18 protein-coding genes and 1 pseudogene are annotated in these 19,620 nt (G+C 63.5%); 12 read left to right on the forward strand and 7 right to left on the reverse strand.

Annotation, left to right across the window (positions count from 1 at the left end):
- Positions 1–70: 70 nt before the first annotated feature.
- Together C6Y62_RS04595 and hemC are read right to left on the reverse strand one after the other, a co-directional pair.
- Positions 71–784, reverse strand: a complete 714-nt coding sequence (locus tag C6Y62_RS04595; RefSeq protein WP_173952931.1) for a uroporphyrinogen-III synthase — start codon at positions 782–784, stop codon at positions 71–73.
- 11 nt (positions 785–795) lie between these two features.
- Complete coding sequence (hemC, locus tag C6Y62_RS04600) at positions 796–1,725, reverse strand: hydroxymethylbilane synthase (protein ID WP_173952932.1); 930 nt, start codon at positions 1,723–1,725, stop codon at positions 796–798.
- Between the two features lie 108 nt (positions 1,726–1,833).
- Here hemC and tsaD point away from each other — a divergent pair, with 108 nt between their 5' ends.
- The 6 genes and pseudogenes from tsaD (at position 1,834) to acs (ending at position 7,903) form a co-directional block, all read left to right on the forward strand.
- Positions 1,834–2,937: a tRNA (adenosine(37)-N6)-threonylcarbamoyltransferase complex transferase subunit TsaD gene (gene tsaD / locus C6Y62_RS04605; protein WP_173952933.1), complete on the forward strand. Its 1,104-nt coding sequence runs from the start codon at positions 1,834–1,836 to the stop codon at positions 2,935–2,937.
- 75 nt (positions 2,938–3,012) lie between these two features.
- Positions 3,013–4,008 (forward strand): NAD(P)H-dependent glycerol-3-phosphate dehydrogenase, encoded by a 996-nt coding sequence (locus C6Y62_RS04610; protein ID WP_173952934.1) that lies wholly within the window; start codon positions 3,013–3,015, stop codon positions 4,006–4,008.
- A gap of 141 nt (positions 4,009–4,149) precedes the next feature.
- Positions 4,150–4,572 (forward strand): annotated as a pseudogene (locus C6Y62_RS04615) (EVE domain-containing protein); the annotation flags it as partial.
- A 102-nt stretch (positions 4,573–4,674) separates the two neighbouring features.
- The gene (locus C6Y62_RS04620) at positions 4,675–5,355 is read left to right on the forward strand and encodes a class I SAM-dependent methyltransferase (RefSeq protein WP_173952936.1); all 681 of its coding nucleotides are present in this window, start codon (positions 4,675–4,677) and stop codon (positions 5,353–5,355) included.
- Positions 5,348–5,839, forward strand: a complete 492-nt coding sequence (locus tag C6Y62_RS04625; protein WP_246274287.1) for a DUF1761 domain-containing protein — start codon at positions 5,348–5,350, stop codon at positions 5,837–5,839. The genes C6Y62_RS04620 and C6Y62_RS04625 overlap by 8 nt, the downstream gene beginning before the upstream one ends.
- Before the next feature lie 108 nt (positions 5,840–5,947).
- Entirely contained in the window at positions 5,948–7,903 is a 1,956-nt protein-coding gene (acs, locus tag C6Y62_RS04630) for an acetate--CoA ligase (protein ID WP_173952937.1), read from the forward strand.
- Between the two features lie 167 nt (positions 7,904–8,070).
- On the opposite strand, the gene C6Y62_RS04635 is transcribed toward acs, so the two are convergent.
- Positions 8,071–8,781: an extensin-like domain-containing protein gene (locus C6Y62_RS04635; protein WP_173952938.1), complete on the reverse strand. Its 711-nt coding sequence runs from the start codon at positions 8,779–8,781 to the stop codon at positions 8,071–8,073.
- 225 nt (positions 8,782–9,006) lie between these two features.
- Positions 9,007–9,225: a DUF1674 domain-containing protein gene (locus tag C6Y62_RS04640; protein WP_173953086.1), complete on the reverse strand. Its 219-nt coding sequence runs from the start codon at positions 9,223–9,225 to the stop codon at positions 9,007–9,009.
- A gap of 82 nt (positions 9,226–9,307) precedes the next feature.
- Between C6Y62_RS04640 and htpX the strand changes: the two genes are divergently transcribed.
- The 6 genes from htpX to C6Y62_RS04670 all read left to right on the forward strand — a co-directional run bounded on the left by htpX (position 9,308) and on the right by C6Y62_RS04670 (position 16,458).
- Positions 9,308–10,306, forward strand: a complete 999-nt coding sequence (gene htpX / locus C6Y62_RS04645; RefSeq protein ID WP_173952939.1) for a zinc metalloprotease HtpX — start codon at positions 9,308–9,310, stop codon at positions 10,304–10,306.
- 233 nt (positions 10,307–10,539) lie between these two features.
- Positions 10,540–11,922, forward strand: a complete 1,383-nt coding sequence (locus C6Y62_RS04650) for an RsmB/NOP family class I SAM-dependent RNA methyltransferase (protein ID WP_173952940.1) — start codon at positions 10,540–10,542, stop codon at positions 11,920–11,922.
- A gap of 143 nt (positions 11,923–12,065) precedes the next feature.
- Entirely contained in the window at positions 12,066–13,796 is a 1,731-nt protein-coding gene (locus tag C6Y62_RS04655; protein WP_173952941.1) for a heparinase II/III family protein, read from the forward strand.
- Complete coding sequence (gene purH, locus C6Y62_RS04660; RefSeq protein ID WP_173952942.1) at positions 13,789–15,375, forward strand: bifunctional phosphoribosylaminoimidazolecarboxamide formyltransferase/IMP cyclohydrolase; 1,587 nt, start codon at positions 13,789–13,791, stop codon at positions 15,373–15,375. Before C6Y62_RS04655 ends, purH begins: the two co-directional genes overlap by 8 nt.
- Before the next feature lie 32 nt (positions 15,376–15,407).
- The gene (locus tag C6Y62_RS04665) at positions 15,408–15,893 is read left to right on the forward strand and encodes a GNAT family N-acetyltransferase (RefSeq protein WP_173952943.1); all 486 of its coding nucleotides are present in this window, start codon (positions 15,408–15,410) and stop codon (positions 15,891–15,893) included.
- 241 nt (positions 15,894–16,134) lie between these two features.
- Positions 16,135–16,458, forward strand: a complete 324-nt coding sequence (locus C6Y62_RS04670; RefSeq protein WP_068459574.1) for a hypothetical protein — start codon at positions 16,135–16,137, stop codon at positions 16,456–16,458.
- Between the two features lie 219 nt (positions 16,459–16,677).
- Here the strand turns inward: C6Y62_RS04670 and C6Y62_RS04675 are convergent, their stop codons facing one another.
- The 3 genes from C6Y62_RS04675 to C6Y62_RS04685 form a co-directional block, all read right to left on the reverse strand.
- A complete protein-coding gene (locus C6Y62_RS04675) occupies positions 16,678–17,223 on the reverse strand; it encodes a hypothetical protein (protein WP_173952944.1) in 546 nt (181 codons plus the stop codon).
- Between the two features lie 194 nt (positions 17,224–17,417).
- Positions 17,418–18,806, reverse strand: a complete 1,389-nt coding sequence (locus C6Y62_RS04680; RefSeq protein WP_173952945.1) for an MFS transporter — start codon at positions 18,804–18,806, stop codon at positions 17,418–17,420.
- A gap of 161 nt (positions 18,807–18,967) precedes the next feature.
- Complete coding sequence (locus tag C6Y62_RS04685) at positions 18,968–19,585, reverse strand: TPM domain-containing protein (RefSeq protein WP_173952946.1); 618 nt, start codon at positions 19,583–19,585, stop codon at positions 18,968–18,970.
- Between the last annotated feature and the right edge of the window lie 35 nt (positions 19,586–19,620).

Consider the following 19,620-nt stretch of genomic DNA (forward strand, 5'->3'; position numbering starts at 1 on the left):
CGATCAAGCGCACGCCCGATTTTGGGGTGGAGCTGTAGCACGCGGGTCAGACGCTACCCTACAGTCCTGACTAGAGCGTTTCCACCCGGCTAATGACTGTCAGCAGGGCGGGAACATCAGGTGTTTGGGCAACTTCAACCCGCAGCGGAGCCAGCGGCTCCAGCGCGGCGGCGACGGCCGACGAAATGCAGGCCATAACGGCCCTGCGCGCGCCTTCCTCGACGCCACCATCCTTAGCTAACCGCGCAAAGGTCGCTCCGGTTCGCGGCGACATCAAGATCACGGCATCGATTGCGCCCGCGAATAGCAAATCCCGCGTGGTCGGAAGAAATTCCTTTGCCGGATCAGAGCGATAGGCGATGACGGGCGATAGTTCGACGCCGCGTGCGGCCAGCGCCCCGGCCAGATCGAAGGCAACCACCTCACCGCGAACATGGGTCAGCGGTCCGCCTGTTGTGCGGGCTATCTGCTCAATGAGCGGCAGAATGCTGAGCGCGGTGCCTTCGCCTACCGTAATGTTTTTAAAGCCGATTTCCTCGGCATGGCGAGCGGTTGCGGGTCCGACGGCGATCAGCGGCAGGGCAAGCGCCGCCGCCAGGGCCGGGCTTTGCGCCAGCGCCCGCAGACCGTTGCGGCTGGTGACGACAAGCCCTTTGGCACCATCGAGCGCATCGGCGGCAATCGGCAACGGCGTGATCTGCAACAACGGATCAGCTGACACCCGATGCCCGAGCGCTTCAAGCTGCGCTGTGAGCGCCGCCGCGTCGGTTTTGGGGCGTGTCACCAGAATGTGCATCAGGCGACCGTGAAGAAATCCGGCCCGGCCTGATCGAGCACCTGGGCGGCGGCATCGCGGCCAATGGCTTCAGCCAGCGCGGCGCCACCCATGTGATCGACGGCGCTGATGCGCTTGCCATCGGTGGACAGGATCTCGGCGCGCAGGCGGATCATGCCATCGGCGATGAAATCGGCATGCCCAGCGATGGGCGTGCGGCAGGAGCCTTCGAGCTGGGTCAGGTAAGCGCGCTCGGCGGCAACGCAGGTGGCGGTGGGCTCGTGGTTCAGCGGCGCCAGCAGGCGGGCGACAGCTTCATCATCGGCGCGGATCTCGATGCCGATAGCGCCCTGCGCAACCGCGGGCAGCATCACGTCGGCTTCCATGGCGGCCGTTATATGCTGCGAAAGCCCGAGGCGATTGAGGCCAGCGCAGGCGAGGAAAGTGGCGTCGGCCACGCCTTCCGCCAGCTTGCGCAGGCGCGTCTGCACGTTGCCGCGAAAATCGACCACCTTGAGGTCGGGGCGGGCACGCAGGGCCTGGGCGGCACGGCGTGGCGACGAGGTACCGATAAGCCCACCTTCCGGCAGGTCATCCAGTGAGTTGAATTTCAGGCTGACGAAGGCGTCGCGCGGGTCTTCGCGCTCGAGAATGGTTGAGATGACGAGGCCTTCGGGCAGCACCGCCGGCATATCCTTCATCGAATGGACGGCCAGATCGATTTCCTTCGCGAACAGCGCCTCTTCAAGCTCCTTGGTGAACAAACCCTTGCCGCCGACCTCGATCAGCGGCCGATCCGTCACGCGGTCGCCTGTCGTCTTGATGACGACGATTTCGCACTGATCCGGCTTCAGGCCATGGGCGGCGCCGAGTTTGCGCGCCACTTCATGGGCCTGCGCGAGCGCCAGCGGCGAGCCTCGGGTTCCGATGCGGATTTTGCTAACTTGCAAGCCGTTCTCTCCGGATGGTAGGCGACGGGCGACAGAAGCGGCGCCAATGTGCCGCCATCTATGCCCCCCGGAACCGGGGAACGCAAACGCGGGATTGCCCCAGCCGCCATGGCGAACGAACAGCACCAGGGAAATCGGCCCAGCATCGTTCTGGGTCTGGAAACGAGCTGCGATGAGACGGCGGCGGCTGTCGTTGTGCGCGAGCCTTCGGGTGAGGGGCGCATTCTTTCCAGCATCGTGCGCAGCCAGTGGGAGCAGCACCGTCCGTTCGGCGGCGTGGTGCCGGAAATCGCGGCCCGCGCGCATGTGGAATGTCTCGATGTGCTGGTGCGGGAAGCGCTCAGCGAGGCGAAGGTCGGACTGGACGATCTTTCCGCCGTGGCAGCCACAACCGGACCGGGGCTGATCGGTGGCCTTATCGTGGGCGCGATCACCGGCAAGGCGATTGCTATGGCGCGGGGCATTCCGTTCATCTCGGTGCACCATCTGGAAGCGCACGCCCTGACGGTGGGCCTGACGGAAGGCATTGCGCCGCCCTATCTGCTGTTGCTGGTTTCGGGTGGGCATACGCAACTTTTGATCGTGCGCGGCGTCGGCGATTACGAGCGCCTTGGCACGACGATTGACGACGCGCTGGGCGAAGCCTTCGACAAGACGGCGAAGCTGCTTGGCCTCGGACTGCCGGGCGGTCCGGCGGTTGAGCGGATGGCGCTTAAAGGCGACGGCAGCCGGTTCAAGCTGCCGCGTCCGATGGCCGGGCGGCCGGAGCCGCACTTTTCATTTGCCGGTTTGAAAACGGCGGTGCGCCGCGCGGCTGAAAAACTTGCGCCGCTGTCGGATCAGGACGTGGCCGACATCTCCGCCGCATTCGAGCAGGCGGTGGTGGAATCGGTATCGGATCGCTGTGCGCGGGCGATGGAAATCGCGGCGGCGCGGCTAGGCTCCGATGTGCCGTTGCGGTTTGTGGTTGCGGGCGGCGTGGCTGCCAATCAGCGCCTGCGTGCTTCGCTCTCAGAACTCGCGCAAGCGCGCGGGTTTTCGTTCCATGTTCCGCCGGCCAATCTGTGCGGTGACAACGCGGCCATGATCGGGTGGGCCGGGGCGGAGCGTCTGGCGCGCGGGATGGTCGATCCGCTCGATGCACCGGTGCGTCCGCGCTGGCCGCTTGATGCCAATGCGGCGCCTGCTATCGGTGCCGGGGTAAAGGCGTGAACGGGTGAAGGCGTAGTTTCCGCAGGCTATAATTGCCTCGCAGTTGCGTGTGCGGACCTGCTTCAGGAGCTTGCGGTGAAGATCGATAGCGTCGGCATTATCGGCGGTGGCGCGTGGGGCACGGCTCTGGCGCAGGCGATGGCGTTTGCCGGGCGCAAGGTCACGCTGTGGGCACGGGAAGACGATGTCGTTGCCGCCATCAACGCGCGCCGCGTGAACGAGACCTTTCTGCCGGGCGTTACCCTTGATGCCGGCATTGTTGCAACGGGTGATCTGGCTGCGGCAGCCGCATGCGATGCGGTTTTGCTGGTGGTGCCTGCTCAGCATGTGCGCCGCGTTGCGCACGACATGCGTCCGTTGCTGCGGAACGGTCAGCCCGTCGTCATGTGCTCCAAGGGCATTGAGCAGGCGAGCGGCAAGATGATGGGCGATGTGCTGGCGGAGGAGCTGCCGCACGTAACGCCGCTGGTGCTTTCCGGTCCGAGCTTCGCGGCCGATGTCGCGCGTGGGTTGCCCGCCGCGCTGACACTGGCGTGCGCCGATGAGGCTGTCGGGCAGGAGGTGGCGGAGCGGTTGGGCAGCGCGAAATTCCGTCTCTACTGGTCGAGCGACATGGTGGGCGTAGAGCTGGGCGGCGCGCTGAAAAACGTGCTGGCGATTGCCGCGGGCATCGTGGACGGTCAGGGGCTTGGTGCCAGCGCGCACGCGGCTCTGGTAACGCGCGGTTTTGCTGAAATGCGCCGCCTCGGCAAAGCGCTGGGCGCGCGGCTGGAAACGCTGAACGGGCTTTCCGGCCTGGGCGATCTGATCCTTACATGTGGCAGCCCGCAGTCGCGCAACATGTCGTTGGGGCGGGCGCTGGGTCAGGGTGAGGCGATCGACAAGGTGCTGGCGGGCAGGCTGGCGGTGACCGAGGGCGTCTACACCGCCACGGCCGTGCGCGGGCTGGCTGAAGCCAATGACGTCGATATGCCGATCTGTGCTGCCGTTTGCGATGTGGTGGAAGGCCGTGCGAGCGTACGCGATGTGATCGGTCAGCTCATGCAGCGGCCGTTGAAGGCCGAGGATTGAGCGCTATCGCAACGCTGTGCGGCGAAGCTGCAAGCGATTCTGTGTGTTGATGAAACGGTCGGCCCGCAGCCTCGGCGCTTGACAGTGCCGCGCCCTTGGGCGACGCCCCGATGACAGAATTATTTAGCGGAGGTGCGGCTTATGCCTTCCTACTGGCTTATGAAGTCCGAGCCGGATTGCTTCTCGTGGGACGATCTGAAATCGCGCGGCAAAGGCGGTGAAGCCTGGGACGGCGTGCGCAGCTTTCAGGCGCGCAACTTCATGAAGGCGATGCAGATCGGCGATCTGGCGTTCTTCTATCACTCCAACATCGGCAAGGCAGTTGTCGGCGTGATGGAGATTGCCGCGCTGGCCCATCCCGATGCTTCGGATGACACCGGCAAGTGGGAATGCGTTGACGTGCGCGCCGTGGCTGACATGCCCAATCCGGTGCCGCTGGCAGCGATCAAGGACAACTCCAAGCTTGCCGAAATGGTGCTGGTGAACAATTCGCGCCTTTCCGTGCAGCCGGTTTCGGCGGCGGAGTGGGCGGAAGTCTGCCGTATGGGCGGTTTGAAGCCGGCGGAGATCAAGGCATCCGGCGGCGGCGGGCAGAAGCCTGCCGGCTCGGCCAAGGAAGCTGCAAAGAACGGCGCTGAAAAGCGACCTGCCAGGAAAGCAAAATAAATGACGAAGGTGTCCGGACGGCTTGATCCCAACAATGGTGAAGCCGTCAGGGCTTTCATCGCGGAGAATACGCGATGCCTGGCGCCGCCTCTGGTGCCTGAAATCCTGCTGTATCTGGCCGAAGAGTCGGTGCCGATCTGGCAGAAAACCGAAGAAGAACTGGGCGAAATGAACGTGCCGCCGCCGTACTGGGCATTTGCCTGGGCGGGCGGGCAGGCGCTGGCGCGCTACATGCTGGATAATCCGCATCTGGTGGCCGGTCGGCATGTGCTGGATCTGGGGGCTGGCTCCGGTCTCACGGCGATAGCGGCGATGAAGGCTGGCGCGATAAGCGTACTGGCTGCAGACATCGACCTGTTTGCGCTGGCGGCGACGGAGCTGAACGCCGCCCTCAATGATGTGAAGGTGAGCACAACCGCCGAGGATCTGCTTGCCGGCGCTCCGCAGGGTTTTGACCTGATCCTCGTAGGCGACCTGTTCTATGAGCGCGCGCTGGCGGAACGCGTGACGCGCTACATCGAGGCGGCGGTCGCCAACGGTGCGCTGGTGCTCATCGGTGATCCGCAGCGCAACTATTTCCCCAAAGGCCGCTTTGAGTGTGCGGCGGACTATCGGGTGCCGGTGACGCGCGAGCTTGAAGACGCTGAAATAAAGAATTCTGCTGTTTGGCGGCTTGGCTGACCGGGGATCGGGCGACGGGGCGCAGGCGGTCTGCTACCTTCAAGCTCTGATTTTCAGGGGAGCTGCCATGACCTTTGCGGGAATGAACCTCATCGCGATCGTTTCGGCGGCTGTTGCCGCCTTCATGTTCGGCTGGCTCTGGTATGGGCTTCTGTTCGGCGAGGCATGGCGGCGGGCCATCGGCTGGAAGCGCACCGAAGTGCAGTCGCAAAGTCCAAGCCCCATGCCTTTTATCATCAGTTTCATCAGCCTGCTGGTGATGGCGTGCGTGTTTTCCGGCGTGCTGCGCCATACCAAAATAGAGCTGACCGTTGCCAACGGCCTGATCACCGGCGCGTTTCTGTGGCTGGGCTTTGTGATCACGACGATAGGCACCAACAACAGATTCCGCGATGCAAAAACGGCCCTGACTGTCATTGACGGAGGTCATTGGCTGGGAGTTTTACTGCTTCAAGGTGCTATTCTTGGCGCGTTCGGTCCCTGATATTGGCCAGATGCGACCAGACAGCTTCGCCGAAGTGCCAATTTGCGGACCATGCTCGCCGCCGTCATAATGCGTCCAATTACGAATACTTTCGCGGGAGAAATGCCGATGTCGGGGAACCTTTACCCAGTGCCGGGTGAATGGCGCGAGGGCGCCTTCATTGACGAGAAAGCCTATCACGAGCTTTACGCCCGCTCCGTCTCCGACCCCGACGGGTTCTGGGGCGAAGTTGGACGCCGTATCGACTGGATCAAGCCCTATACGAAGGTGAAGAACACCTCGTTCGATCTGCAGAATGTTTCGATCAAGTGGTTTGAGGACGGCACGTTGAACGTGTCCGCCAACTGCACCGACCGCCACCTCGAAACACGCGGCGATCAGGTTGCGATCATCTGGGAGGGCGATGAGCCCACCGACGACGAAGAGATCACCTATCGCCAGCTGCACGAGCGCGTGTGCAAGCTTGCCAACGTGATGAAGTCGCACGGCGTCAAGAAGGGCGACCGCGTCACGATCTATCTGCCGATGATCCCGGAAGCGGCCTACGCGATGCTGGCGTGCGCGCGCATCGGCGCGGTGCATTCGATTGTGTTCGGTGGCTTCTCTCCGGACAGCCTCGCCGGACGCATCGAGGACGCAGAGTCCAAGTTCATCATCACCGCCGACGAAGGCGTGCGTGGCGGTAAGTATGTGCCGCTGAAGAAGAACACCGACGACGCGCTCGCCAAGTGCGGCAAGGGTGATGAGAAGGTGCTGGTCGTGCGCCGCACCGGCCGCCCTGTCGCCTGGAATGCCGGCCGCGATCTGTGGCTGCATGAGGAACAGAGCAAGGTTTCGGCTGAGTGTCCGCCGGAGGAAATGCGCGCGGAAGATCCGCTGTTCATTCTCTACACGTCGGGTTCAACCGGCAAGCCGAAGGGTGTGGTGCATACGACCGGCGGCTATCTGGTGTTCGCGTCGATGTCGCACCAGTACGTGTTCGATTATCACGACGGTGACGTCTACTGGTGCACGGCGGACGTGGGCTGGGTCACTGGCCACAGCTACATCGTTTATGGTCCGCTCGCGAACGGTGCCACGTCGGTGATGTTCGAAGGCGTGCCGAACTATCCAACCATGTCGCGTTTCTGGGATGTCGTCGACAAGTGGAAGGTCAACATCTTCTACACCGCGCCGACGGCAATCCGTGCGCTGATGGGCGCTGGCGACGACTTCGTGAAGGGCAGCGATCGCTCATCGCTGCGGCTGCTGGGCAGCGTCGGCGAGCCGATCAATCCGGAAGCGTGGGAATGGTATTATAACGTTGTCGGCGAGCAGCGTTGCCCGATTGTGGATACGTGGTGGCAGACCGAAACCGGCGGCATTCTCATTTCGCCGCTGCCGGGCGCGACGGATCTGAAGCCAGGCTCGGCAACGCGACCGCTGTTCGGTGTGCAGCCGGCGCTGGTGGACGAGAAGGGCGTGATCCTGGAAGGGGCAACCAGCGGCAACCTGGTTATTCTGGATAGCTGGCCGTCGCAGGCGCGCACGATCTACGGCGATCACGAGCGCTTCGTGCAGACCTATTTCTCGACCTACCCCGGCACCTACTTCACCGGCGACGGCTGCCGTCGCGACGAGGACGGATATTATTGGATCACCGGCCGCGTCGATGACGTGATCAACGTATCCGGCCACCGTCTCGGCACGGCGGAAGTGGAAAGCGCGCTGGTTTCGCATCCGCTGGTGGCCGAGGCCGCGGTTGTCGGCTATCCGCACAACGTGAAGGGCCAGGGCATCTACTGCTACATCACGCTGATCGCGGGTGAAGAGTGGAGCGATGCGCTGTCGAAGGATCTCATCAAGCACGTGCGCACGGAGATCGGCCCGATTGCGTCGCCGGATCTGATCCAGTTCGCACCGGGCCTGCCGAAGACCCGTTCGGGCAAGATCATGCGCCGCATCCTGCGCAAGATCGCCGAGGACGAGTTCTCGAACCTTGGCGATATTTCCACGCTGGCCGATCCGGCCGTGGTGCAGGACCTGATCGACAATCGCAAGAACCGCCGCGACGCTGCGAGCTGAGTTCTGAAAGGCGTTTGCCGCTGCATGAATTGAAAAGGGCGCTCCATGTGGGCGCCCTTTTTTCTGGCGCTCGGCGACTCCCCTCCGGGGCGCCGGCCGCCGGTGCATTTTTAGTGAGCGCTGGCGACTCTCCTTCGGAGAGCCGGCCGCCAGCGCATGTTAATACGCTATTTGCAGCTGCGCAGCAGGCCGCGATCGAGATGCAGATGATCGTGATGCGCTTCGTTGAACTCAGGCCCGATGGCGACGCGGAAATACGGGCAGGCGCGCATGTGCGCTTCGCGCAGGAAGCGGCCCTCCGGCGTGTCGGCGCGATAATCGCGAGTGATGTTCATCTGCTTGCCGTTCTCAAGCCGGAACGCGCCGATGTCGACGGCGTTGGCATAGGAATGCTGGCTGCGCATTTTCAGCCAGCGCTTGTTACCGATGATGTTGCGGCATGAATAGGTGCCCATGTCCTGCACCCAGGTGACGCGGCTGCCGAACATTTCCATCGCCAGCGGCTGCACGCCGTGCTCCATCCACAGCGCTAGCGCAACGGCGGTTTCGCATGTGAGCGCGCTAAGGCCGATTTCAGCGCCACTTACTTTGGAAATGCGCACTGCGTCGGTCCAGCCGCAGCCGTTGGGCCGTACGTTGTCCGTGATGGGCTGCGCGTTGATCTGCGGCGGCCGCAGGATGGCGCGGCACATGTCGGGATCGCTGCGCAAGGCGGCGATGCGTGTATCGACGAAGATCAGCGGCGGATCATCCAGCGTTATGTCGGGGAACGGCAGAAAGCGCTCCGGGATGAGGCCGAAGCGGAAAACAGCGGCGCCCGCGAGTATCAGCAGCAACAGCAGGATGGCGCGCAGAATGTTTCGGCCCGTTCGGCGCATCTGTATTCCTAAGCGTGGGTGCCGTTGCAGCGGCGAATGCCGGATGCGCGTTCGGTGATGCGCAGGCGATCGGCTTTTATGGGGCTATTCAACTATTAAGAAAAGGTGAAAGCCCGTTCCGCTTTGAAACGCGGCATCGCGGAGTTTCGGGCGCACGGTGAGTATCGCGCGCATGCGGTGAGAATCGTCATGCGGGCAGAACGGAATGAAATGGCAGCCGTCGGATTAGAAGTCCGAGGCAATGCCGCCTTTTTCCCAATCGCCATAGCGAGCCGGATCAGGGCCGTCGCGTCCGCCAATTTCCTTGGCACGTTCCTTGGCCGAGGCATCGGCGGCCTGGCGGCGCTCCTCCGCTTCGGCCAGCGCGCGCTTGGCTGCGGGGCTCAGCTCGCGTTTTTCCGGCGCGGTCTGTTGCGCCCCATCTGTCCGGTTTTTTGATTGCATGTCGGTCATGGGCACTGGTTGTTGCTTAACTGTCTATCCATATACCATCTCGACGTGTGTTTATGGCGGAGCTGCGACAAGAATGAATCATATCAAGACGGCCATGCTGCTAGCGGCTCTGACCGCGATATTTGTGGCGATGGGCGCTTTGATCGGTGGCACGGGCGGTATGCTCATTGCCTTCATCTTTGCGCTTGGTATGAACTTTTATACCTACTGGAACTCGGACAAGATGGTGCTGCGCATGTACGGCGCGCGCCAGGTGGATGAGCGCACTGCGCCGGACTACTACAATCTGGTGCGCGAGCTGGCGCGTCGGGCCGAACTGCCGATGCCGGCCGTCTACATCATGGAGAGCGCGCAGCCGAACGCGTTCGCGACCGGGCGCAATCCGCAGAATGCGGCCGTTTGTGCTTCGACAGGTTTGCTGCAGGCGATGAGCCGCGAAGAAATCGCCGGCGTGATGGCGCACGAACTGGCGCACATCAAGAATTACGACACGCTGACGATGACCATCGCAGCCGCGATCGGCGGCGCGGTGTCGATGCTGGCCCAGTACATGCAATTCGGCGCCATGTTCGGTGGCGGCAACCGTGAAGGCGGTGGCGGCATCATGGGCATAGTCGGGACGCTGATGGCGATCATCGTTGCGCCGCTGGCGGCAATGCTGGTGCAGATGGCGATCAGCCGTTCGCGCGAGTATGTGGCCGACCGTATGGGCGGCGAGATCTGCGGTCAGCCGCTGTGGCTCGCGTCGGCGCTCGGCAAGATCGAGAACTACGCGCACCGCATTCCGAACGAGGAGGCGGAGGCCGTGCCTGCAACGGCGTCGCTGTTCATCATCAATCCGCTGCAGGGCTGGGGTATGGACAACCTGTTCTCCACCCATCCCAATACGGGCAACCGAATTGCAGCGCTGGAGCAGCAGGCAAGCCGTATGGGCGGAGGCTCAGCGCCGCGCTATGCTGATGACAGCCGTCAGGGCTATGCGGAGGACAACGGCGGGCCATGGTCGCAGCAGCGGCAGGGCTCGCAGCAGCGTCAGGCTGGGCGCAGCGGCAATAGCGGTCCGTGGGGCTAACTGCGCCATCTTGGCCGCTGCGGTTTAGCGACTTGTTCCGACGGGCGTCCTGTCGGACAAGGGCCCCGCGATTCCGCAGCATTTAACCAGCAAGGCAGGCGCACGTGACTAAAGAGGCCGCGTCAGGATCTCGATCTCAATCCAAATCGCGGCCCGCTTCCCGCTCGCAAGGTTTTGCAAAGGGGCCTGCGCGCGGCAAAGGCCCGGGTGCTGGCCAGGGTTCTGGCAAGCCATTGCAGGGTCAGAAGTCGAACAAGTCGGATGCGCCATTGCCGCCGGGTCTTGCGGCGCGTGAAGCGGCGGTACGCGTGATCGCTGCGGTATTGAATGAAGGGCGCTCGTTCGAAGCCGCCGCCGCCAAACAGTTTGAAGACTATGGGCTGGAGGGGCGCGACCGCGGACTGGCGCGTTTGATTGCTGCAACGGTTCTGCGTCGGCAGGGCGAGCTTGAAGCGATCCTCGACAGCTATCTGCAAAAGCCGCTGCAGAAACAAAAAAGCCTGCTGTGGCCGATATTGCTTGCCGGTGCTGCGCAACTTCTTTTCCTGCAAATGCCGCCACACGCGGCCGTTGGTCTGGCGGTCGATCAGGCGCGGCGCGATCGCCAGGCGGCGCACTTCAACAAGCTGGTCAATGCATTGCTGCGCCGCGTAAGTCGCGAAGGCGCGGAGGCGTTGCCTGCGCTTGATGGCGTGGCGCTCAATATTCCGCAGTGGCTGATGACGCGGTGGCGCGAGAATTATGGCGCTGACACAGCGCGTAAGATCGGCGCGGCTTCGCTTGCCGAAGCTCCGCTCGATATTTCGGTGAAATCAGATCCGCAGGCCTGGGCTGAAAAGCTCGGCGGCACGGTGCTGTCGACCGGTTCGGTGCGTCTCGCAGCGGGTGGACGCATCGAGGACATGCCGGGTTTTTCGGAAGGCGCGTGGTGGGTTCAGGATGCTGCGGCTGCGCTGCCGGCAAAGCTGATGGGCGATGTGCGCGGCAAGAGCATCGTTGATCTATGCGCCGCGCCAGGTGGCAAGACGGCTCAGCTTGTGTCCGCCGGTGCTGAAGTGACCGCGCTCGATCTGTCGCCGCAGCGCATTGAACGCCTGCAGCAGAACCTTGCGCGGTTGGGATTGTCGGCGGAAACGGTTGCGGCGGATGCTGGCGAGTGGACGCCGGGGCGCACGTTCGACGGTGTGCTGCTCGATGTGCCCTGCACCGCGACCGGCACCATCCGGCGCCATCCCGACATTCTGCGCCTGAAGCGGCTGGAGGACATTGCGGCCCTCGCCGAGATCCAGTCGCGCCTGCTCGATCAGGCAGCCAAGCTGGTCGCGCCGGGCGGCATGCTGCTCTACTGCACCTGTTCGCTGGATGCCGAGGAAGGCGAGCGCCAGATTGCCCGCTTCCTGGAGCGGAACGATCAATTTCAGCTGGCCCCCATCAAGGCGGGCGAATCAGGCATCGCGGCGGAATGGCTGACGCCCCGTGGCGAGCTGCGCACGCTGCCTTTCCACACCCCCACCAGCCTCACGCCGGGCCACGCGACAGAGCTGCCGACGGGCGAGCAGGACAAACTCGTCGGAATGGACGGGTTTTACGCCGCCCGACTGGTGCGCCAGAGCTGATTCGCTACATGACGATGCGGCTGCGCACAGGCTAGCGGCCTCCCAGCCTTGTATTAGCCCCGCGACGGGGTTAGTCGGAACGAAGGGGCAATCAGGAGTTCTGCGTCGTGGCCCCCGGTCACAGGCGGCGGTACGGGGCTCACATGGCGGAACTGACGCTCAAGGATCGTTTGCGCAGAACGGCGCTGCATGCGCACGGCGCGCATCGTACTGGCTTGGCTGGCGTGCTGACCATGCCGCTACGCCGGCTCGTCGAGCCCGCGCCGGAGCTGGAACACCTGCTCATCGTCCCGCAGGATCTGCGCACCGCCGATCCAAGCTTCTGGGACGAGATCGGTTATGGCCAGTTTGGGCTGGCCGGTTCCGTGGCGGTGCTGAACGGGCGCTCGCCGTTTGAGGTCGATCCGGTGCCGAGCGTGGCCTGGGCGCAAGAGCTGCATGGCTTCGGCTGGTTGCGCAATCTCTCTGCCATCGACGTTGAGGGTGCCAGCGCAACCGCGCGGCGCCTGGCGCTGGAATGGATTGATGGCTTTGACGACGATCGCCGTGGCGTTGCGGCCGATCCGCAGGTGGCCGCGCGCAGGCTGATTTCGTGGCTCTCGCACGCCAACCTGCTGCTGGAAGATGCTGATCGCTCAACTTATACGGCGATTACCGGCAGTCTGCGCCGGCAGTTCGCTTCACTTGCGTCAGTGCGCAAGGACGCCCCGATGGGCTATCCGCGCCTGCTGGTCGATATCGCGCTGTCGTTCGCCGTGCTTTCCATCGCCGGTTTCGATCGACACGCGCGTGATGTTGAAGCAAATCTCAACGCCGAACTGGCCTGGCAGATATTGGCCGATGGCGGGCATGTGACGCGCAATCCGGCGGTGCTGGCGGATCTGCTGCTCGACCTGCTGCCGCTGAGCCAGTGCTTCACCGCCCGCGAGCAGCCGTTGCCGGACCAATTGCAGCGCGCGCTGAATGTGATGGTGCCGATGCTGCACTATCTGCGTCTGGGAGACGGCATGCTGGCGCGTTTCAACGGCGCGCCGGGTGTATCGGCTGCCGCTGTTGCGACCGTTGCCGCCTATGACGACAACTCGCGTCCACCGTTGATTGAGGCGCGGGCTTCCGGTTACGCGCGCTTGCGGCGGGGCAGCACGGTGATCCTTGCCGATGTCGGCAGCCCGCCGCAGTTGGCGCTCTCGTCCAGCGCGCATGCGGGATGTCTTTCGTTTGAAATGAGCGCTGGCGCCGTACCTTTATTCGTTAACAGCGGCGCGCCCTGCCTTTCCGGGGCTGAATGGGGCCCGGCCGCGCGTGCAACCGCCAGCCACAATACGCTGACGCTGGCGGACAGATCGTCGGCGCGGCTTATCGCCCACCGCAAGCTGGAGGCTCTGTTGGGCTCCCCGCCGATCCGGTATCCCGACCGGGTCGACTGGCGTATTGAAGAGTGCGAGGGCGAGACCGTGCTGCAGGCCAGCCACGATGGCTATTGCCGCCGGCACGAGCTTGTCCATACGCGCACGCTGCGTCTGGACACTGACGGCCTGCGGCTGACGGGCGTAGATCGGCTGAGCGGGGTGCAGGGGCAGTTGCGGCTGCGCGATGACCTGCCGTTCGCGATCCACTTCCACCTGATGCCGGGCGTACGTCTGGAGTTGGGTGAAACGCCGCGAGAAGCCGTAGTAACGCTGCCGGACGGCCAGCTGTGGCGCCTTAGTGTGCGGGGCGCAACGCTGTGTATCGAAGAGAGCTCGCACTTTGCGGGCAGTCCGGTTCCGCGCCCTTCAATGCAGATTGTTCTGCGTGGCGCGACGTTCGGCGAAACCGAAGTGAGTTGGGTGGTCGAAAGATTGCCCGAAGCAACAGAGACCTGGAATGACTGAAAACCTGCCTATTCGCCGCGCGCTGCTTTCCGTTTCCGACAAGAGTGGCCTGATTGAATTTGCGCGCGCCCTTGCGGACATGGGCGTGGAGCTCCTTTCTACCGGTGGCACCGCTTCTGCGCTGCGCACTGAAGGTCTCGCGGTGAAGGACGTCTCGGAAGTGACGGGCTTTCCCGAGATGCTGGATGGCCGGGTGAAGACGCTGCATCCGATGGTGCACGGCGGTTTGCTGGCCATTCGTGGGGATGCCAGCCACGATGCTCAGGTGGCGGAGCATGGCATCGCGCCGATCGATCTGCTGGTGGTGAACCTCTATCCGTTTGAAGCGACGGTGGCGAAGGGTGCGGATTTCGACGACTGCATCGAGAATATCGACATTGGCGGTCCGGCGCTGATCCGCGGCGCTGCGAAGAACCATGCCGGCGTGACGGTTGTTATCGAACCCGATGACTACGCCGCCGTGCTAGATGCGATGCGCGCCAACAAAGGTGCAACGACACCGGAACTGCGTCGCCAACTGGCCGCGAAGGCCTATGCCCGCACCGCCGCCTATGATGCTGCGATCAGCAACTGGTTTGCGGGTGTGCTGGGTGAAGAAACGCCGGCCTATCGCACCGTTGGCGGACGTTTGCGCTCGCCGCTGCGTTACGGCGAGAACCCGCATCAGCACGCAGCATTTTATGCCACGGGCGAAGCGCGCCCCGGTGTTGCCAACGCCGTGCAGCATCAGGGTAAGGAGCTTTCCTACAACAACCTGAACGACACCGACGCCGCGTTCGAGCTGGTTGCCGAGCTTGGTGTTGAGCGCCCCGCTGTCGCGATCATCAAACACGCAAATCCCAGCGGTGTCGCGTGCGGTGAAAGCCTTGTTGATGCCTATCGCAAGGCGCTGCGTTGCGATCCGGTGAGCGCTTTCGGTGGCATCGTGGCGCTGAACGGAACGCTTGATGCGGAAGCTGCGGAAGAAATCGTGAAGGTGTTCACCGAGGTTGTCATCGCTCCGCGCGTGACCGAGGAAGCAGCGGCGATTTTCGCGGCCAAGAAAAACCTCCGGCTGCTGACGACAGGCGGACTGCCTGATCCCGCTGCAGCCGGAATTACGGTGCGCTCGTTGGCGGGCGGGCTGCTGGTGCAGTCGCGCGATAGTGGCGTGATCCGCGCGTCCGATCTGAAGGTGGTCACGAAGCGCGCGCCGACGGCGGAGGAACTTGCCGACCTGCTGTTCGCGTTCCGCGTGGCCAAGCACGTAAAGTCCAACGCCATTGTCTACGCCAGGGACGGCGCGACGGTCGGCATCGGTGCCGGCCAGATGAGCCGCGTCGATTCCACCCGCATCGCCGCGCAGAAGTCTGCCGATGCCGCCGCTGCGATTGGCGCCACCGAACCGCTGACGCGGGGATCGGTGGTGGCGTCGGATGCGTTTTTCCCGTTTGCGGATGGTCTGCTGACGGCTGCGGAGGCCGGAGCGACGGCGGTAATCCAGCCCGGTGGCTCGATGCGCGACGATGAAGTGATCGCAGCCGCCGATGAAAAGGGCCTCGCCATGGTGTTCACGGGCGTGCGCCACTTCCGGCACTGATGACGATGGCGGGCGGAGCGGAAAGTGTCCGCTTGCGACCGGCCAGCCGCGCCGACTGGGATCTCATACGTGGCTGGCTGGGGCGCGCCGACATCGAAGCTTGGTGGGGGCCGCGCTCGGCAACGGAGGCAGAGGTCAACATCGCCATGGGCTCGCGCCATGCGCTGTGCCGGATGATCGAGGTTGATGGCACGCCAGTCGGCTACGCGCACGCGATCGATGCCACCGCGTGGGGCGATCAGCTGCCGCAGGACTTGCCCGCCGGAACCTGGGATCTCGATCTGTTCATCGCGTCTGAAAATCATCGCGGCAAAGGTGCCGGGCAGACTGCGCTGGCACTACTGAAAGACGAGGTTTTCAGCACCACGCTGGCGACAGCGGTGTGCGTGTTCCCCTCGATCCGAAATGAGCGCGCTGTGCGGGCCTATGAAAAGGCGGGGTTTCGCTGGCAGCGAATCTGGAACGATCCGTACATGGGGCTGTCATGGTTCATGTTGGCGGAGCGACCGAAGCGCTGACCATGTTCAATCGCGCATGAGGCGCGAATGCGTACCCGGTGAGCGCCGCTTGATCGGTTCTAACTTCCGTTTCTAACAGTCGCCTGCCGCCAATTTTGCGCGTGCTGATGCAAGTCTAAGTGTTGCAGAACTGCCAGCCCGATAGCGTCGCGACACCGCAGTTTGCATCACTGACGTTTTATTGTCGTTATTCGCTGAAAGCCCTAAGGTGGATGTATCATTCTAATCGGGGACTTTCACCGTGAACACTTTTGCCCGCGCAATCATCTATGCCGTCATTCTGGCCGCCATCGCGGCTGGCGTGATCTACATGTATTCGCCGCTGCCGACCGCAACGACGCCTGCCGCTGACGCTCCTGCAGCGTCTGAGCCGCTGGCTGCGCCTGCCGGGGAGCCTGCTGCTGAATCTGCTCCGGCTGCTGAAGCACCTGCTGCCCCTGAGCCGATGGCTGAGCCGGCCCACGAGCCTGCTGCTGAAGCCCCGGCCGAAGCTGCTCCGGCTGCTCCTGAGCCGAACGCTGAGGAAGCAACGCCTCCGGCCACCGAGACGCCAGCGCAGCCATAATCGGCGCAGGCATCAAGGCCCAATGATAGCCGCGGCCCACCTTCCGTGTTCATCACGGTCGGTGCGGCCGCGGTTTTCTTTTGTGCGCTGTGCGATGCGGATCGGGACGTGCGAGGCGTGCGATCACGCGATCACACCAGTTGCGGCGTGAGGATCGCGACTTGAGTTAAATGCGGCACAGCAAATAGCTGACGTCGGGCTCTGATCTGCGATCAACCGTCAGTGCCACTTCTGTGTTTCGGGATCGACGGTGCGGCCGCTACCGCCATCGGAGGGCTGCTTGTCGCCCTGGCCAATGTTCGGTGGCGACAGGGTTTCCGGCTTATCCTTCGCCGTTTCGTCCTTCGGCGCATTGAATTCTTCCGCAGCTTCCTTAGCCTTGTCGAGCACCTCGGACGTCGCCTGCTTAGCCTTGTCCAGCACCTCGCGCACGGCTTCTGCCGCCTTGTCCATCAGCGTCGTTGCCTCGCGGGCATCGTCGAGAGCGTCTTCGCTGGCCTTCTTGCCTTCGTCGATGCTGGTCGCGGCATTCTCCTTGGCCTGATCGATCGCCTTCAGAAGCGCTTCCTTGGCGGCATCGATGGCGGCGTTGGTGGCGCTCTTGGCGTCGTCGATCACCTCGGAGGCCGAGCGTTGCGGCGGAGCGGGATCGGCTTCGGTTGCTGCTGGCGGCGGCGTATCCGTCTGGGGCTTGTCGGTCGCCGGTTCAGCGACGGCGGCGAGTGGCAGCATCAGGGCGGCAAGCAACGGTAAAGCGCGGTGCATGAAACGAACTCCTCATTGCCGCTTCGATCAAAGGGCCGGAGGATCATGGCGCCGAAGTGTGTCCGGCGTATTGATCCATGCCAACACGTGCCGCAGACGGGCCTGAAGCATCGGCCGACCAAGGAAAGATAAGGCGCCCCCGATCTCGCGACCAGAGGCGCCCCGATAGGCGCAAGACTGAAACTCAGCCGTTGTTAATCGCGTCTTGCCGGCATCCGCACCTTGGCCATGAGAGCCATGCCGACGATGAGGAACAGCGTGATCGCTGCCATGCCGATGCGCTGGCTCTGGGTGACGGCCGTAACCAGTGCTACCAGCAGCGGCGCCAGGAATGCCGTTACCTTGCCGGAAAAGGCGAACAGGCCAAAATATTGGGTGATCTTGTCCGGCGGGGCCAGTCGCGCCAGCAGCGAGCGGCTGGACGACTGCACCGGCGCCGCGACGAGGCCGACGACGATTGCGAACGCCAGGAACACCTGTTCGCCCGCAGATGAGAACGGCCCCGAACCAGCTTCCTTCGGCGCGACATCGAGGAAGAACAGCACGTGGTTCTTGTCGACCGACAGGATGCCGATGGCGCCGAGCAGCAGCAGGAACAGCGCCGTTACGATCACGAACTTGGCGCTGATGTGATCATCGAGCACGCCGCCGATGAGCGCGCCGAACGCACCGATCAGCGTCAGGATGATGCCGAAGATGCCCAGTTCAAGCGGTCCCCAGCCGAACACTGACGCACCATAGATGCCGCCGAAGGTGAAGATGGCTGTGAGGCCGTCCGTGTAGATCATGCGTGCGGCCAGGAAGAAAAGCATGTCGCGGTTCTGCGGCAGCGCGCGCACCGTGTCCCACAGTTCTGCCGTGGCGGGGCGGCCATCGTGCACCCGCTTCTGTTTGATGTCCGGCACGAACAGGAAGAACGGGATCATGAACACCAGATACCAGACCGCCGATAGCGGGCCGACGATGCGGTCGCCTTCGCGTGTGCTGGTGTCGAGCGGCAGCAGCGGATCGAGGCCGAACATGGTTGTGCCGCGGTCGCCCATCGGCACGATCAGGCCGGCAACGAGGAACAGGCTGGCGAGCCCGCCGAAATAACCGCAGGCCCATCCCGAACCGGAAAGTCGGCCCAGTTCGCTTTGCGGCACCAGGCTGGGCATGATCGCGTTGGTGAACACGGCTGTATATTCAGCGCATACCGTGGCGATGATGAAGGCGAGCAGCACCAGATAGATCGTGGAGGATGGCGCTGCGGGTGTTGCGATCCACAGCGAGGCCATTGCAATGGCGAGGATGACGGAGAACAGCGCGATCCATGGTTTACGCTGGCCGCGTCCATCGGCGAAAGCGCCGAGGAATGGGCTGCCGAGGGCGATGAAAATACCCGCAATGGCGGCGCCGAAGCCCCACATCGATTGGCCTTGCGGACCATCGCCGACCACCACGTTGGCGAAGTAGGGCGCGAACAGGAAGGTGAGGATCAGCGTGTAAAACGGCTGCACCGACCAGTCGAACAGCATCCACGAAATGCGCGCCCTGAGCGGCGCGCGGGCCGTCGCTGTTGCGCCGGTTTGAGGCGTAGCCATATCCACGATCGTCTTCCCCGTTCAATTCTGCGGGGGAGCCTATAGCATGAAAGATGGCGGCGCTTGGGGCGGCTGGGCGTCAATTTTTGCGCCAGCGCTCGGGCCTTCGAGCCGAAAATGGTGAAGGCGAGCGGGCTTGGCGCCCCTTCGCCGCGCCCGTGTCAGGGCAGGATGATCAGATGGTCCGGCAGGTCGTCGGCATCGTCATCGCCCGGCGGGAAATGCCGCGCCAGTTCGTCGCCGATGGCCCCAATCGCAACAACGAAGCCATCCGTCGCCCGGCCCTCACCGATGTGTTCGGTCAATTCGTCGATGATCTGCTGCCAGACGCCTTCGGGCACGTAGTTGTTGATCGCGCGGTCGGCGATGATCTCGGCGTGATGCTCGGCGCAGGAAATGAACAGCAGCACGCCGGTGCGTCCTGCGGTGGTGTCGAGATTCTGAACCAGAAACTGCTCCATCGCCCGGCGGCGCGCATGCAGGTGCTTAATGCTGGCCGGCACCAGAGCGGTACGCATTGGCAGCGGCATCAGCAGCGCGGTTATCAGCGCGAACACGGCCAGCTGGATCAGATAGATCTGCACGAGGCCGAGGTGCGTGAAATAGATCAGCACCCACGGCACCAGCAGCGCAATGATCGCTGCAACCAACGGCGGCACATAGTGATAGCCGTCGCTCTGCGCCGCAACGACGACGACAATCTCGCCTGAAGTATTCCGCTCCGCCTCACTGATGGCAGCGGAGATGCGTTCCTTGTCGGCGGCTGAAAACATGCTCATGCCGATGTCTCCCGCGTTGATGCTACCGCTGCCGT

This window comes from Hyphomicrobium sulfonivorans (assembly GCF_013306565.1).
Taxonomy (GTDB): domain Bacteria; phylum Pseudomonadota; class Alphaproteobacteria; order Rhizobiales; family Hyphomicrobiaceae; genus Hyphomicrobium_A; species Hyphomicrobium_A sulfonivorans.